Raw genomic sequence first — 12,923 nt, 5'->3', positions numbered from 1 at the left:
CGACCCCTCAAAGAGCAGAACAGAGCTCCCACATGGTTGCCCCGCCGGCGCCGTCAGACCACCACCGGGGCCCGGCGCACAGGCGTGCACCGTTTCACTGCACGATCACAGTTGATGGCCCCGGCGAGCGGACGCGACGCGGACGAGTGAGCGTGTGCGACGCTCACCGAGGTCACGGAGGAATGACGATCTCGCAATCGGACAGACCGGGCCCGACGAGACGCTAGCCCCGGACGAGATTCCGACGACGAGCGGGCGGCATGGTGGAACCGGCCGCAGCTGTGCCACCTTGAATGCCTGTTCTTGACGGTCTGTCATGGGGGGAACAGCTGGGCGCCCAAACCGCGGGCAACACCCGCGCCGCCTGGCACCTGATGCGGACTACCCCCGCCCCGGCCGCCCGCACCGAGCGCCATCAGGGGAATACCGCGGGGTCACTCGTCGGTCGGTGGTTGTTCTCGTCGGGCCTGGTCGACCTGTTCCCAGTCGATGCTGCGGGCTCCTGGCCGTGTGCGTAGCTGGTCCAGCGCTTCCCAGTCGATGGGGGCGCCGGACCTGATCCTGCGGACGATGATTTCGGTGAGCGTGACGGTGCCCGGGGGCGGTTCGGCCGGGGAGGTCATGGCCGGCCCTCCGAGTCCGGCAGCAAAGAGAAGCAGCACCTGCTCAGGTCCACAGCCACCGGTGTGATCCCGGTGGGCCCGTGGCGGTGGAGGGAGACGTGCAGTTCGGCGCGTTGCACCATCGGCTCGGGCAGACCTTGTCGGGGGAAGAGGTGACCGGGGTAGACCGAAGGGTCCGGCGACTGCTCGTACCGACGTCTCGACTGCCGTTCGATGTAGTACTCGTCGCGGTGCAGCATGATCACGGCCTCTGCGCGGGGAAGCAATTGCTCGGCGTGCTCCATGTCCCCCAGCCGTGGCCGGTGGTCCGGGCGTTCGGCGACGTCGCGGGTCAACTGTTCGACCAGGAGCACCGCTGCATTGAACCGTCGGGCCAGCTTCTGCAAGGCCTCCACAATCGCGGCGACTTCCACGGCGCGGTCATGCGAGTGCGGGCTCAATCCGGGCCCCGAGCGGTCAATCAGACCGAGGTAGTCGACCACGACCAGGTCGAGACGCCCGTACCGGCGAGAGGCCCGCTCGCATTCTGCCGCGATGTCACTGACGGCTGGGATGCTTCCGTCGCCGCCAAGGTCCAGCGGTGCTCGCCGGCGGTCCAAGTCCTCGGCCGCGCCGCGCACACGTTCCCGCTCGTGCTCGGGCAGGCCACGAAGGATTCGGTCGGAGGAAAGCCCGCTCTCCGCGGCCATCAGCCGGACCCAGAGTTCGAACCGGCTCATTTCCAGGGAGGCGATCAACGCCGGACGCCCAGCGGCCACGGCACAGTGCCGGGCGATCGACAGAGCCAGCATCGACTTCCCCATCGCCGTACGGGCGGCCAGCACCGTCACACGCCCCGGCCTCAGCCCTCCGCGGAGCAATGTGTCGAGGCCAGGCAGCCCGGTCGCCACCCTGGGCTTGCCACGGCTGCGCTCGACCGCGGAGCGATACGCGGCGCCTTCGGTTCGGGCGCGTCGGGCATCGGCCTTGCGGGCGTGGTTGCGGACCACAAGCGTTCCGTTTCCGGCATGGCAGGCCCGTGGTCCCGCACATGCCGCCGCTCGCGGAAGGGCATGACAAGTGAGGGGTTCACGTTGATGCGCAGGCACCTGGGGCTCGTTACCCCACCGCGGCCACGGGACGGTGTGGGGTTCGCCGGGCCGACGTAAGGACGGCCATCGCACGACAGTCTAAATGGGGCTCAACCCGAACTCACGCACTGCGGGCCACGACACCGCCGAGTTCATCTCCTTCAGAGCCTCGGATACGGCCCTGACGCCGACTGATCCCGGCGCGCCGGGTCCAGCCATGCGTCGCTCGTTGGGGCCGAGTGTCGCCGAACTCTCCAGCCCGCCTGGTGGGCCTTGATGTACTGGACCGTCGAAGCGGGGGAGCGGGCTGTTGGCCAGGTACAGCAGGGGTGACACCGTCGAACTGGGCGGCGGGTGCGCGTGACGGAATGGAGCGACTTCGAGTGGGTGGTGTGGCGCCTCGAGGTCCAAGACCCGTCGCAGCTCGCGGGCGAGGATCCCGACCTGGACGAGCGCACCAAGGAGACGATGACGGAGCTCGCGGGCTCGCTGGGCTGCGTGTATGAACACTGCGTCGACACCGACACCTACTCCGACGGAACGCCGTACTACGCCTGGTGGGTCCGCCTGCCCGCCGCCGAGCACGCCCGACACGACAAGGACGGCATCCCGCAGGCGCTCGGCCCGCTGCGCCAGTACCTGACCACCCAGCTTCCCGACGGCCTGAAGTGGGAGATCACGCCAGACCGCGAGTACACGGTCGACCACGCCGGCAGCACGGCCATGCGGACGGCCTACGACGATCTGATCGCCCCGTTCGAGCGCGCCCTCATCCCGCTGCGCCGGGACGGGGCCGACGCTCTCGATCCCCGGGCGAAGGTCTGGAAGTGGGAGGCGGACCTCCTGGTCGGCACGTTCGACCTGTGGCTGTGCAACGACCCTGACCGCCCGCACACCTGGCTCGTCGTCACCGTCGGACTGTGGACCGAGCCGCAGCTCTTCGACGAAGAGCCCGCCGCCCGCCTGGGCCACTTCGACTTCACCCCGCACCACCCCTTGCTGTTCCTGCCCCGCCCGCCCGGCCCGGTGACCTTCACCGCCCGCGCGGAATCCGGCCCATTCCCCGACAAGAGCAGCTCCAGGACGAAGGCCGCCGACGCCATCGCGGCAGCTCACCAGTGGACGGCCAACGACCCAGCCGTCCTGGCCGAGCGGGTCGCCCACGACCTCAAGCTGCTGTGGCCGCACCTCACCGGCCCGGAAAGGAGCTGACATGGCCTCGTACGCGAAGGACCCGCGCTGCGCCGCCATGGCCGAAGCCCTCGTTCCCCTGCTGCGCCGCAACTGCCCGGAAGGCCCGGGCGGATTCGGCGGCTCGTACCAGGTGAATCTGGATGACGAGGAGGCCGTCGGACTGCGACTTGCGTGACAGTCAGTACCGCGCGAGCGCGGCTTCGACGTTCATTCCTCGCCCCAAGCTCGAACCGACCCCAGGCCATATCCTTTCCCCGCCGAACAGGACAGAGGGGGGCGAACAACCATGAGGAAACGAGCCAAGAGACCGACGCCACGTTGTACGGCGGTGGACGACGTCAGCACCGTGAACGGCCGGCCGAGCCTCATGGCCAGGTACATCGGAAACGGCAACGGAGAGAAGCCCTGCCAGAACCCGGCGGTCATCGGCGACCGGTGCCTTACCCACACCCCAGATCGCGCGGCCGCCCGACGGCACAAGATCCGATCCGAAATCAAGGGCGGCCTGGGCTGCCTCGGCATCCTTTCACTCCTGGCGGCCGGGGTGGTCTATGGCCTGCCGGTCGCCGCGGACTGGGCGCGTGAGCAAGCCCGCGAGTACTGCCAGCCGGCCGTGACCTCGTACGAGAAGGCGCGGAAGAAAGCCGACGCCATCCGTATCCCGTTGCTCTTCGGAACCGAATTCCTCAACGGCGACGAAGAGATCACGGAACCCGACATCCTCGCCGCCTACCGGGAGAAACGAGCGGCGGCAGGCGAAGGCGCGAAGATCGCCCTTGCCCACCAGAACTGCTTCGAACCTCAGGTGATAGGCCGCGCGAACCAGATACGGCTCCGCCCCAAGGAGGCCACCTTCGCCGTCATGCCGGACGCCAACAGTCCTTACGCGGTCCTGGTCTTTGACGGAACAGACGGCATCCCCGAGCACAAGACCGGGCTGCCGCCAGACCTCCGGCTGTGGCCGGCGGTGAGCGCATGAACGCCCTGTGGACCGCCCTTCTCCCCGCCATCGCAGCCGGCGTCTTCGGTATCGGAGGCGTCCTCCTGGGCCGCCGCCAGACCACCGACCAGGCCGAAGTCGAACACGGGCAGTGGCTTCGCGGGCAACGCCTCGAGGCCTACGTGCAGTTCCTCGAAGCCTGGGAGGAGGCCCTGGCCGACTACCAGAACATGCAGGACACCTGGGACGCCTACACCGACGCGAACCCCATCTACCAGGCCCAAAACGGTGAGGAGATGATATTCGGGGCGGTCAGCGACAGGACACATGGATTCATTGTTGCCGTACGTCCCCTTCGGGAGAGAGTTCAGATCCTGGGCCCGGCCCGTGTGGAGACGGCAGCGTCCGTACTGCACACGACCCTTGTGGAACTCCGGCAGGAGCTACTGGCACGCCCTCACGAAACGGGATGGGACCACTTTGATGAGCTGATGTCGTGAGCGCCTGAGCAGCGGCAGATGTTTGTGAAGGCGGCACGGGACGCGATGCAGTCCGCGCCCCGCCCGGGAGTCGAGTGACCTCCAGCGCCGGCTACTGCATGTTGGCGACGATCAGCACGATCACCACGACTGCGATGAGAAACCACCACGGCGGCGCCGACGCGCGTGGCCGGCGTGTCCACCGGCCCCGATGGAAGGGCACCCATTCCGCCTGGTCGAAGAAGGTCTGAGCACCCGCGGGACGACGGCACGCCAACTCCGGTGTTCCGCCGGAACCGGTCCACCGCTGCTGACCAGATGTCTTCCCCAGCAGGCGCGCGGAACATCTCCTCCACGTCCTGATCCCAGTCGTCGTGTCCGAGCAGCTCGTCGGCGAGGGCGTGGCATCTCCCGCTCAGCAACACGCTTCGCGGCGGGCAGCCCGAGGAACAGTGCTGCCGACTGCTGCAGAAGAATGCGGCCGCGCCTGCATGATCATCAGCATCAAGCAGCCGCCCGCCCCGCCCGTACCGCTCACCGAGACCATGGCCGCCGTCCGCGAGGCGGCCCGCCGCGCCGGCGTCTCGGCGGCCGTCGTGCTGCTCGTCGACCCCGTGCACGAGAAAGCCCTGACCCCGGACCGCAGTTCCTGATTCAGCATCGGTGCGGTCTTTTGCGGTTTTGGTATCGGCACCGGGGAGTGCCGAAGGGTCCCCGCCGAACTGCACGCCGGCACCGGCACGTTCGACGTCGCCTCCGCGGTGGCGACCTGCGGAGTCCGGTCAGGGGCTTGCGCAATGCTCCCGCGACACGCGGGGGGTGGGCCGCTGGGTTCCGTGGACTCTCGCCTCGCTGTGCTGAGGGACGATTTGAGCCGACTGGGCGGCGCTTTGCTGTAAGGGGGCGGGAGGGCATGCGGGGCTAGGTGCTCGGTCCTCCTGAGTCCCGTCGTTGGCCACCAGGCCGCGACTGTCCATAGGTCCTTGCCGGCTGCCTCGAAGTCGTCGATCAATGGGAGGACAACGCCCGTGCTGTAGAGCGACCTGCCCTGCGCTGACCCCATGTCAGCAGAGTGGGAGAATCGCCAGCCATGACAGACTTTTGGGGGATAGCCGCAGCCGTGGCGACCTCGGCCTCCGCGGGGTTCGTCGCCTGGCAGGCCGGCGAGACACGGCGCTCCACGAAGATCAGCCAGAATGCGCTGAAGTCCTCACAGGCGGTCGCGCTCGACGCCGCCCGTGGCCGTCTGGACGACCAGGCCCCGCAGGTGGAAGTTCACCTGACGGCGGATGCCGCCTGGCCGCCGCTCGGTCCGAGTTCGGGCTGGCCTCAGCCCTGGCCTGCGACGCAGGAGTGGCACTTCCCGCGCGATGAAGACGTGCACTTGGCCCTGCGCGTCACGCTGCACGTCACCAACCACAGCAACCGGCCGGTCCATGTCACTTTCCAGGGCGACCTGTACCACCCCTATGTGGAGGGCGCGGACCGACCCACCAAGATGGACCATCGGCTGCTGCTCGACCCGGCGCAGTCCGTCACGGCGGACCTGCGCAAGCACTTCCCGCTCAAGGACTGGGCGGAGAACCACCGGCTCTCCACCGAGGAGGCCGGAGAAGGGCCGGCCCAGGCCCTCGGGCTGGTCCGTGTCCACGACGACCGCGACAACGGGGTCATCGACTCCTGGGAGCTGAAGCTGTCCGGCTTCCCTATCCGGCCCGACTCGGACAGGGCCGGTGTGTGGCACCTGACGGCTCCGACGCTGGACGAACCGGCGCTGCGCTGTGTGGACTTCACTCTCCAGCCGCCAAGGGTGCGCTCCTACTGGCTGTCGCGCTCGAAGGACATCCCGCTGCCGGACCCGGTATATCCCTCCGAGGCGTAGCCGCCCCAACAGCTGGCATCTGGTCCTCGTCCTCACCGATCTGCACGCCGACCGCTGGGGCGACGGCAGCGCGCGGCGCAGGCTGGCGCGGTGGGCCCGCACGATGCCCGTCGCGATCGTGCACGTCCTGCCGGAGCACGTGTGGGCCAGGGCGGGCACGCGGACCAGCACGCTCCGGCTGACCAGGCCGCACCCCGCGGCGCCCAACAGCGCCTGGACCGCCGAGTCCGTGGGCCTGCTCCTGCCCACCATCGAACCGGCGGCCCCACGGAGTGAGTCCCGGCTGGTCGGCCAGCGTGCGCAGCGCGATGGCCACCGCGTCGCGCCACACGGCGAACTCGAAGTGCGCGAGGTCCGCGCGGGGGCCGGTCAGGGCGTGCCGTTCGGTACGCCAGAAGTCGGCGACGCCCGTGAACGCGTACGTGCCGTGCAGCAGGCCCCACGGCGGGCGCGGGTCGGTGCGCCAGGGCGCGTACAGCAGGGCGTCCGCGTGGGGTCCGCCCGTGGCCCGGTCGACGAGCTGGATCTGGTGGCTGAGGGCACGGAGTGCCGGGACTCGTGGACGAGGGGGCACCTGCCGGTGGTGACGCTGACGCCTGAGGGGATCGGTGGCCTCGCCCGCTTCCTCGCGCACGACACGCGGGGCGGCTACACGGTGCGCGTCCTGGACCGGACGCCCGGCGACGAGGGCGTCGTCGCGCGCAGGCCCGCCGCCGCGCTGCCCCCCGACGTCCAGGTCAAGACCGTTCGGGCCCAGCTCTCTCCCACCGCCTACCACCTGGCCCGCGTCTCGGCGGCCGTCCCGCTCAACCTCGACGTGCTGCGCGTGCTCCAGGAGGGGCTGATCCCCGGGGCGCGGAACTGGCATGTGGCGGAGCTGCTGCTGAGCGGGCTGCTGCGGCGCGCGGAAAGCGGTCCGGACGACACCCACGCCGCCGGGCCGGGCGTCGAGCTGGATTTCGACGAGGGCGTGCGGCGCGAGCTGCTCTCCGACGGGACGCGCGGCGAGACGGCCCGCGCGCTCACGCTCGCCCTCGGTCATCTGGCGGTCGCGGCACCGGTGTACGGGGAAGGGGTGACCCTTCTCCGCGAGCCGCAGCGCGCGGCCAGTCGCCATGGAGCGCTTACGGCCGTGGAGATTGTCTATTCTGCCCGCTTTCGCGGCCATGGCCGGACCGCACGCGACCGCCGCCAGGGAGCTTGAGGCACGCCTCGACAGCGACGAACTCCACCCACGGTGGCCACAGCCTCCGGAGAACCCAGTCAGTCAGGCGGTGGGGCCGAGCCCACCGCCCCGCCAGAGAACAGCAGCGGCCACCGGGCCGCGGCTGTCCAGACCGGAGGATTTATGTCACCCGACCGCACGACCATCCTGATCCTGGCTCTGCTCTGCGCCGCTGTGGCGGGGATCGCTGTCACTGTCCGACCGAAGCTGGTCGTCCCCATCGGCGTCGCGGCGACCGTCTTCGCGGCGGCCGCGCTCGCGCTGAAGCTCTGACGGTGCGGCCCACGACGCGCTTACGGCCGCGGTTTCCGGCCTCTGGGGAACCCAGTCAGTCAGGCGATGGGGCCGAGCCCACCGCCCCGCCGGACACCGGCAGCGAAGATTACGAAGAAGGGGTCGAAGTAGTGAGCGGCTTGCAGTCCACCCAGGCCGGGTCAAGGGGTGACGCGCTGCAGAAGCCGCCCCCCGTCTGGGGCAACGTCCCGCCCCGAAACCGTGCCTTCACCGGCCGCGTCCAGCTCCTGGAGGACCTGCACCGCAGGCTCCAGGAGGGGACCACGGCCGTGCTCCCCGAGGCGCTCCAGGGCATGGGCGGCGTCGGGAAGTCCCAGCTCGCCGTCGAGTACGTGTACCGGCATCTGCACGAGTACCAGGTCGTGTGGTGGATCCCCGCCGAACAGCCCCAGCAGATCCGGCAGTTCCTCGTCCAGCTGGCGGGCCGGCTGAACCTCAAGGTCGGCAGCGGCGAGGCGAACACCGCGGTGCCGGCCGTCATCGAGGCCCTGCGCATCGGCGAGCCGTTCAAGAACTGGCTCCTCATCTTCGACAACGCGGAAGACCCGGAGTCCGTAAGGGAGTTCTTCCCGACCAACGGCCCGGGCCGCATCCTCGTCACCTCACGGAACTCGCAGTGGACGTCGTCGGCGCGCCCTCTGGAGGTCGACGTGTTCACCCGCGAGGAGAGCCGTTGGGCGATCGCCAGCCCGTGGTGGGGCTCCTGTACGTCGGACCCTTTGTAGGCCCCAGCCCTTGGGCGATCACGGGCCGGGCCTGCTGGTGATGAGGAGCGTTCGTGCGTAGGCCGTGAGGGCGGCGAGGATCTTGATCACGCGTTCGGTCCCGTTGGAGAAGAACGGCAGAACGACCAGCGCCGGTACGGCAGCGACCACGGCGATGAGGACGACGGGTACGAGCAAGGCGACGAGCAGGACCCGCTGCATGGCGCCGAGCGAGCGGATGGGGAGGGGGATGGTCGGCATCGAGGCCTCCGTGGTCGGTGCAGTGCGGTACGGAGGAGACGATGTTCGACTGTGACAGTTGTTCGCTCTGGTTCAGGATGTTTGCGCTGGGTAACTCCGAAAATGTAGGGGTTTTGTTTCGAACAACTGGTTCTGGTCGGGTGAGGAAGGAACGACGGTGCCATCGCGGCGCAGAGGCGGCCGGCCCCTGAAGCCGATCTCGTACGCCACGCCGGAGGCGTACGCACTTGCGGCTTTTCTGCGTCGGCGGAAGGACGAGAGCGGCAAGACGCTTCGCGATCTTGAGAAGGAGATGCACGTCTCGATCAGTCAGATCAGCACGTATATCGGCGGCAAGGTTCCGCCTCAGAGGTTCGTCTGCGACTTCCTGAAGGCCACCACCCCGGATCCCCACAGGCTCGGGCTACTCCAAGACCGGGCGATGGAGCTTCTTCGCAAGGCGCAGCACCCAGCTCCCACCGAGCCCGGTCCCGTGCGGGTTCCCTCGGGCGACGTCAATGCCCACTTGCGGGAGGTGGAAGCGCACGTCGAACGGGAGGCCCGCTGGGACGGCTATGTCAGGGCGGCACGGCGCTCGGCTATGGAGCATCCGTACCCTGGGGCGCTGCCCGGCACTGCACCGCCTCCTCTCACCGCCGTCTATCTGCGCCAGCAGGTCCTTCCTCGCGGGAAGCATCACTCACACGGTGCACAGCCGATCCCAAGCCGCCCCGTCCCTGCCGAGCAGATCCTTCAGCAGGGCCGCAACGGCGTCGTGCTAGCCGGCCCAGGGGGTGGCAAATCCTGTCTGCTGCGGACCAGCCTGATCAGCTCACTCGACCGCTGGTTGGACTGCCGGAGGGATGCGGCGGTACCCGTGTTGGTGCAGGCGGCCGAACTGGCCCAGCGACGGCGCCCACTTCCGGAAGCCCTGGCCGCGAGTGTGACCGCCGACCTGAGCGCGGGCCTGTTGGAGGCCCTGCCACCAGAGTTCTTCCGGGAGGCTCCGAGGCCCGGCGTGCCCTGGCTGATCCTCGTTGACGGACTGGACGAGATTACCGATCCTGACTCGCGGCAGCGCGTCCTCCAAACTCTCACGACGGCCGCCCAGGTGCACCCGTCGCTGTACCGGTTCGTCGTGGCGACCCGTCCTCTGCCCACCGCTGAGTTGGACACATCCTGTGAAGTGGCGGCCCGCTACGAGATGCTGCCCTTCGCACCGGAGGAACTGCCCGATTTCGCGAAGTCCTGGTTCACCTGCCTGGCCTTGCCCGACGCTGAGGAAGCCGCCGACCGATTCATCACCGGCTTGAAAGACACCAACCTCGCTGACATGGCACGCACACCGCTGATGGCGACCATGCTCTGCCAGCTGTATGCGGCTGACCCCGGCCGTTACCTTCCAGCAGGGCGGAGCGAGGCCTACGGGCGCTTCATCGATCTGCTGCGTGAACGCCAGCACACACCCGGGAGCGGCGGTATGGCGACGCAGACACGGGATTCGATCGAGCGCTACGGCCCGGGCGCGCTCGAGGCGGCACACCGCACCCGTGACCACCTATTGGAATTGCTCGCACACGTAGCCGCAAAACGCCTGGCCGGAAGCACCGAGCCAGTCGTTGACGCAGTGATCGGCCAGCCAGTAGCTCAATGCCCTGCCGGGGTACCCAAGCACGTGTGGCGGAGCTTCGTTAACGAGAGCCTCCGCCGGAGCGGGCTGCTGTCCTGGCGCGCCGACGACTTGGTCTTCCTGCACCACACCCTCCTGGAGTTCCTGGCCGCCCGCCACACCGTCCGCGACGCGGAAATCAGCGCGAAGGTGTTCGCCGACCTGTTCGAACACCGGTGGCAGCCAACAGGAGCGGATAAACCATGGGACCCGCCAGAAACGGAGGAGACCTCCTACCTCGGGTTTGTTCTCGACGCCTGGAGCGACACCGACAAGGCCGCCGAGGTGACCAGCGCACTGCACCGGATTGCCGCACACGGTGGCTTCTCCGGTCGCCACTTCCTGGTCAATCAGGCAGTGCAGGGAACCTCGCTGCCAGACTCCGTCCGATCCACCCTGGCGTCCACCCTGGCGGCATCTATCGGAACGCCTTGCCAGGACCCATTCGAACACCTCATACAGCCAGCAGAGGCGGAGCTACTGGCCAAACTCGGGGATGAGCGGGGACTGGACTATCTCATGGCCACAGCCAGGAACCGAGACCTCGACGGCACGCTACGGCGGGTAGCAGGCGAGTACCTCGGGTCTCTGGGTCACACGGATGCCCGGAACATCCTTGACGCCTTGGCCCGTGATCGACGTCTGGACATGGACGACCGTACGGAGGCCGCTGAGACGCTGGTCTCTCTCGGTGATCGGCGCGGACAGGACACCCTCGTAGAGCTTGCAAAGAGCCCATACCTCAACGACGACGACCGCGTGACGATAGGCGACTTCTTGGCCAGTGCTGGCGACCCTCGCGCCCAGAGCATTCTTGCAGCGATCATGACTGATACAGAGATGGAATCTTTTACACGGATAGATGCGGCGGTGTCGCTCGCCTGGCTCGGCGACCAGCGAGGTCCGGAATATCTGGCGGCCTTTGTGGTCCATCCGAGCTTTTCCAGCCCTGCTCAGGAGAGCGCGGACACGGCGCTGCAGCACTGGAGACGGCGGTACGGATCGGCCGGCCGTAGATACTCGGCAACCCGCAGGTGACTGTCAGCGCCCGATCTTTATGCGCAGTGAGTAGGGTTGTGAGCTGGGATTGTGCAGATGGACTGGTTGCCGACCGCGCTTAATCGCCCAACGAAGGTGAGCAGGCGGGTAGTGATGGTCTACGGGGGAGTGTCAGGTGGACCTCGTCGTCTGGGTGTCAGTGGCTCAGGTGCGGTGACCTTGTCGTTGACGTTGGCGGGTGGTGCTCACTCGTTGCTGGAATGAGTGACGAAGGGCCCTGTCATTCTCACGCCGACCGCCACCTCACCGGCCTGGATGGCCTGGACGAGCCCGCTTTCCTGGTCGAGCTGAACAATGAGGTGGCGGCGCGGATGCCCGCCGTGGACCTGCCCGAGATCGTGCTGGAGGTCAACTCCTGGGTTGCCCTACCTGAGCGACTTCACCCACGTCTCCGAGGCCAGCTCCCTTCAGCTGTCAGTGGCCGCGGTCCTCACCAGTGAGGCCACCAACGTCGGCATCGAGCCGATCGTCCACGACGGCGTCGACGCGCTCAGCCGCGACCGGCTGTTCTGGGTCGAGCAGAACTACGTATGCGCCCAGACCCTCTCCGCCCGCCCGCCTGGTCGACTACCACATGCACATGCCGCTGGTGCAGGCGTGCCCGACCCATCCGAGCCCCTACCGCGTTCGGGCGGACGGTTGGTTCGAGTGCCCCGCCGGGCATGAACTGCACCCGGGCGACATCGACTTGGACGGTCCGACCGTCTGGGCGGTCGACGGCTCCGGCGTCCTCCGTTACGTCGTGGACCCGACGGCCTCGCTCGAAGAGTTCGGCGACGTGCTCGACGCCCTGGCGCAGGGAGTCGATGACTGCCCCGACCCCCTTGGAATGGCTCACGCTCTGATCCGCATGGCGCTGAGTTCCTGTCTCGACTACGTGGATGCTTTCCGGGTTGGTATTGCGAAATCGGCATAGGGGTAAGCGATTTGGCCCGGTGCGCTTTTGGCGTGCTGGGTCTTTTGCGTTTTGTGTATGGGGTGGGGTTTTGCGGGTTCGGTATAGTGTCTGCGGCACCCGTTTCCGGGTCCTTTCTTGTTGGTGCGTCTTTTGTTTTGAGGATTGGACAGCTAAAGGGGTCGGGTTGGATTTCTGCCCTAATTTTGGCTTTCCTGGGTTTTCTAATGGTGTAGACCATTTTGCTTGAGCCGGAGTCCTCGTTGTGGCGGTGTGTGAGGGGTTGTCAGAGGTGTGGTGAGGCTTGACATGGGGTCAGATATGGGTGCAGTCTGTAGTTGCAAGGGAGCGCGGGAGCGCGACTCGGTGAGACCGGAGGCCCGCAGGGCCGGAGGGAAACACCACCGGGATTTAGCGGCCGATTAGCCCCCTGAACAGGAAAGATTGAGCCCCCGTCAGGGGGCAGGCGGAAGTGCCGGCCACCACAGACCGGCCGCAGACCCGGTACCACCGGGACTGCCCCGCAGTCACCGCAGGTGACTGCCAGCCGGGATCCACTCCTCCCGGCGCCGCGCAGCGGCGCGGTCCCCTTGGGAGTGACGCAGTCACTCCGCGTCATGTCTCCGCAGGAGACGCCGCGCACGAGTAC

16 protein-coding genes are annotated in these 12,923 nt (G+C 67.9%); 12 read left to right on the top strand and 4 right to left on the bottom strand.

Annotated features, from left to right (window positions below):
* Window positions 1–434: 434 nt before the first annotated feature.
* The gene (locus tag EOT10_RS40635; protein WP_127833400.1) at window positions 435–623 is read right to left on the bottom strand and encodes a hypothetical protein; all 189 of its coding nucleotides are present in this window, start codon (window positions 621–623) and stop codon (window positions 435–437) included.
* Window positions 620–1,612, bottom strand: a complete 993-nt coding sequence (locus EOT10_RS40630; protein WP_189492769.1) for a DnaB-like helicase C-terminal domain-containing protein — start codon at window positions 1,610–1,612, stop codon at window positions 620–622. The genes EOT10_RS40635 and EOT10_RS40630 overlap by 4 nt, the downstream gene beginning before the upstream one ends.
* 441 nt (window positions 1,613–2,053) lie before the next feature.
* On the opposite strand from EOT10_RS40630, the gene EOT10_RS40625 reads away from it, so the two are divergent.
* The 6 genes from EOT10_RS40625 (at window position 2,054) to EOT10_RS40610 (ending at window position 6,188) form a co-directional block, all read left to right on the top strand.
* On the top strand, window positions 2,054–2,905 hold the full coding sequence (locus tag EOT10_RS40625; RefSeq protein ID WP_127833398.1) for a hypothetical protein: 852 nt from the start codon (window positions 2,054–2,056) through the stop codon (window positions 2,903–2,905).
* Window position 2,906: 1 nt separating this feature from the next.
* Window positions 2,907–3,062: a hypothetical protein gene (locus tag EOT10_RS41635; RefSeq protein WP_189492772.1), complete on the top strand. Its 156-nt coding sequence runs from the start codon at window positions 2,907–2,909 to the stop codon at window positions 3,060–3,062.
* A 153-nt stretch (window positions 3,063–3,215) separates the two neighbouring features.
* Window positions 3,216–3,866 (top strand): hypothetical protein, encoded by a 651-nt coding sequence (locus EOT10_RS40620; RefSeq protein WP_127833397.1) that lies wholly within the window; start codon window positions 3,216–3,218, stop codon window positions 3,864–3,866.
* Window positions 3,863–4,327: a hypothetical protein gene (locus EOT10_RS40615; protein WP_127833396.1), complete on the top strand. Its 465-nt coding sequence runs from the start codon at window positions 3,863–3,865 to the stop codon at window positions 4,325–4,327. The genes EOT10_RS40620 and EOT10_RS40615 overlap by 4 nt, the downstream gene beginning before the upstream one ends.
* Before the next feature lie 470 nt (window positions 4,328–4,797).
* Window positions 4,798–4,959: a hypothetical protein gene (locus tag EOT10_RS41630; RefSeq protein ID WP_189492766.1), complete on the top strand. Its 162-nt coding sequence runs from the start codon at window positions 4,798–4,800 to the stop codon at window positions 4,957–4,959.
* Window positions 4,960–5,396: 437 nt separating this feature from the next.
* Window positions 5,397–6,188, top strand: a complete 792-nt coding sequence (locus EOT10_RS40610; protein WP_127833395.1) for an aldose epimerase family protein — start codon at window positions 5,397–5,399, stop codon at window positions 6,186–6,188.
* Here the strand turns inward: EOT10_RS40610 and EOT10_RS43360 are convergent.
* Entirely contained in the window at window positions 6,097–7,056 is a 960-nt protein-coding gene (locus tag EOT10_RS43360) for an aKG-HExxH-type peptide beta-hydroxylase (RefSeq protein ID WP_223281527.1), read from the bottom strand. The genes EOT10_RS40610 and EOT10_RS43360 overlap by 92 nt on opposite strands.
* On the opposite strand from EOT10_RS43360, the gene EOT10_RS43355 reads away from it, so the two are divergent.
* The 3 genes from EOT10_RS43355 to EOT10_RS41620 all read left to right on the top strand — a co-directional run bounded on the left by EOT10_RS43355 (window position 7,057) and on the right by EOT10_RS41620 (window position 8,432).
* Entirely contained in the window at window positions 7,057–7,392 is a 336-nt protein-coding gene (locus tag EOT10_RS43355; protein ID WP_223281526.1) for a hypothetical protein, read from the top strand. It abuts the gene before it with no gap.
* Between the two features lie 144 nt (window positions 7,393–7,536).
* Window positions 7,537–7,686, top strand: a complete 150-nt coding sequence (locus tag EOT10_RS41625; RefSeq protein WP_189492763.1) for a hypothetical protein — start codon at window positions 7,537–7,539, stop codon at window positions 7,684–7,686.
* 131 nt (window positions 7,687–7,817) lie between these two features.
* On the top strand, window positions 7,818–8,432 hold the full coding sequence (locus tag EOT10_RS41620) for an NB-ARC domain-containing protein (protein ID WP_189492761.1): 615 nt from the start codon (window positions 7,818–7,820) through the stop codon (window positions 8,430–8,432).
* Between the two features lie 18 nt (window positions 8,433–8,450).
* Here the strand turns inward: EOT10_RS41620 and EOT10_RS40595 are convergent, their stop codons facing one another.
* A complete protein-coding gene (locus tag EOT10_RS40595) occupies window positions 8,451–8,672 on the bottom strand; it encodes a dTMP kinase (RefSeq protein ID WP_127833392.1) in 222 nt (73 codons plus the stop codon).
* Window positions 8,673–8,829: 157 nt separating this feature from the next.
* Here EOT10_RS40595 and EOT10_RS40590 point away from each other — a divergent pair, with 157 nt between their 5' ends.
* The 3 genes from EOT10_RS40590 (at window position 8,830) to EOT10_RS40580 (ending at window position 12,295) form a co-directional block, all read left to right on the top strand.
* Window positions 8,830–11,358, top strand: coding sequence for an NACHT domain-containing protein (locus tag EOT10_RS40590; protein WP_127833391.1), 2,529 nt, complete (start codon window positions 8,830–8,832; stop codon window positions 11,356–11,358).
* 315 nt (window positions 11,359–11,673) lie between these two features.
* On the top strand, window positions 11,674–12,045 hold the full coding sequence (locus EOT10_RS43350; RefSeq protein ID WP_127833390.1) for a Tn3 family transposase: 372 nt from the start codon (window positions 11,674–11,676) through the stop codon (window positions 12,043–12,045).
* The gene (locus EOT10_RS40580) at window positions 11,960–12,295 is read left to right on the top strand and encodes a hypothetical protein (protein WP_146003149.1); all 336 of its coding nucleotides are present in this window, start codon (window positions 11,960–11,962) and stop codon (window positions 12,293–12,295) included. Before EOT10_RS43350 ends, EOT10_RS40580 begins: the two co-directional genes overlap by 86 nt.
* The last annotated feature ends 628 nt before the right edge of the window (window positions 12,296–12,923 follow it).

Origin of the sequence: Streptomyces antnestii (assembly GCF_004005495.1) — a bacterium.
GTDB classification, from domain to species: domain Bacteria; phylum Actinomycetota; class Actinomycetes; order Streptomycetales; family Streptomycetaceae; genus Streptomyces; species Streptomyces antnestii.
This window is presented reverse-complemented; position numbering and strand designations above follow the sequence as displayed.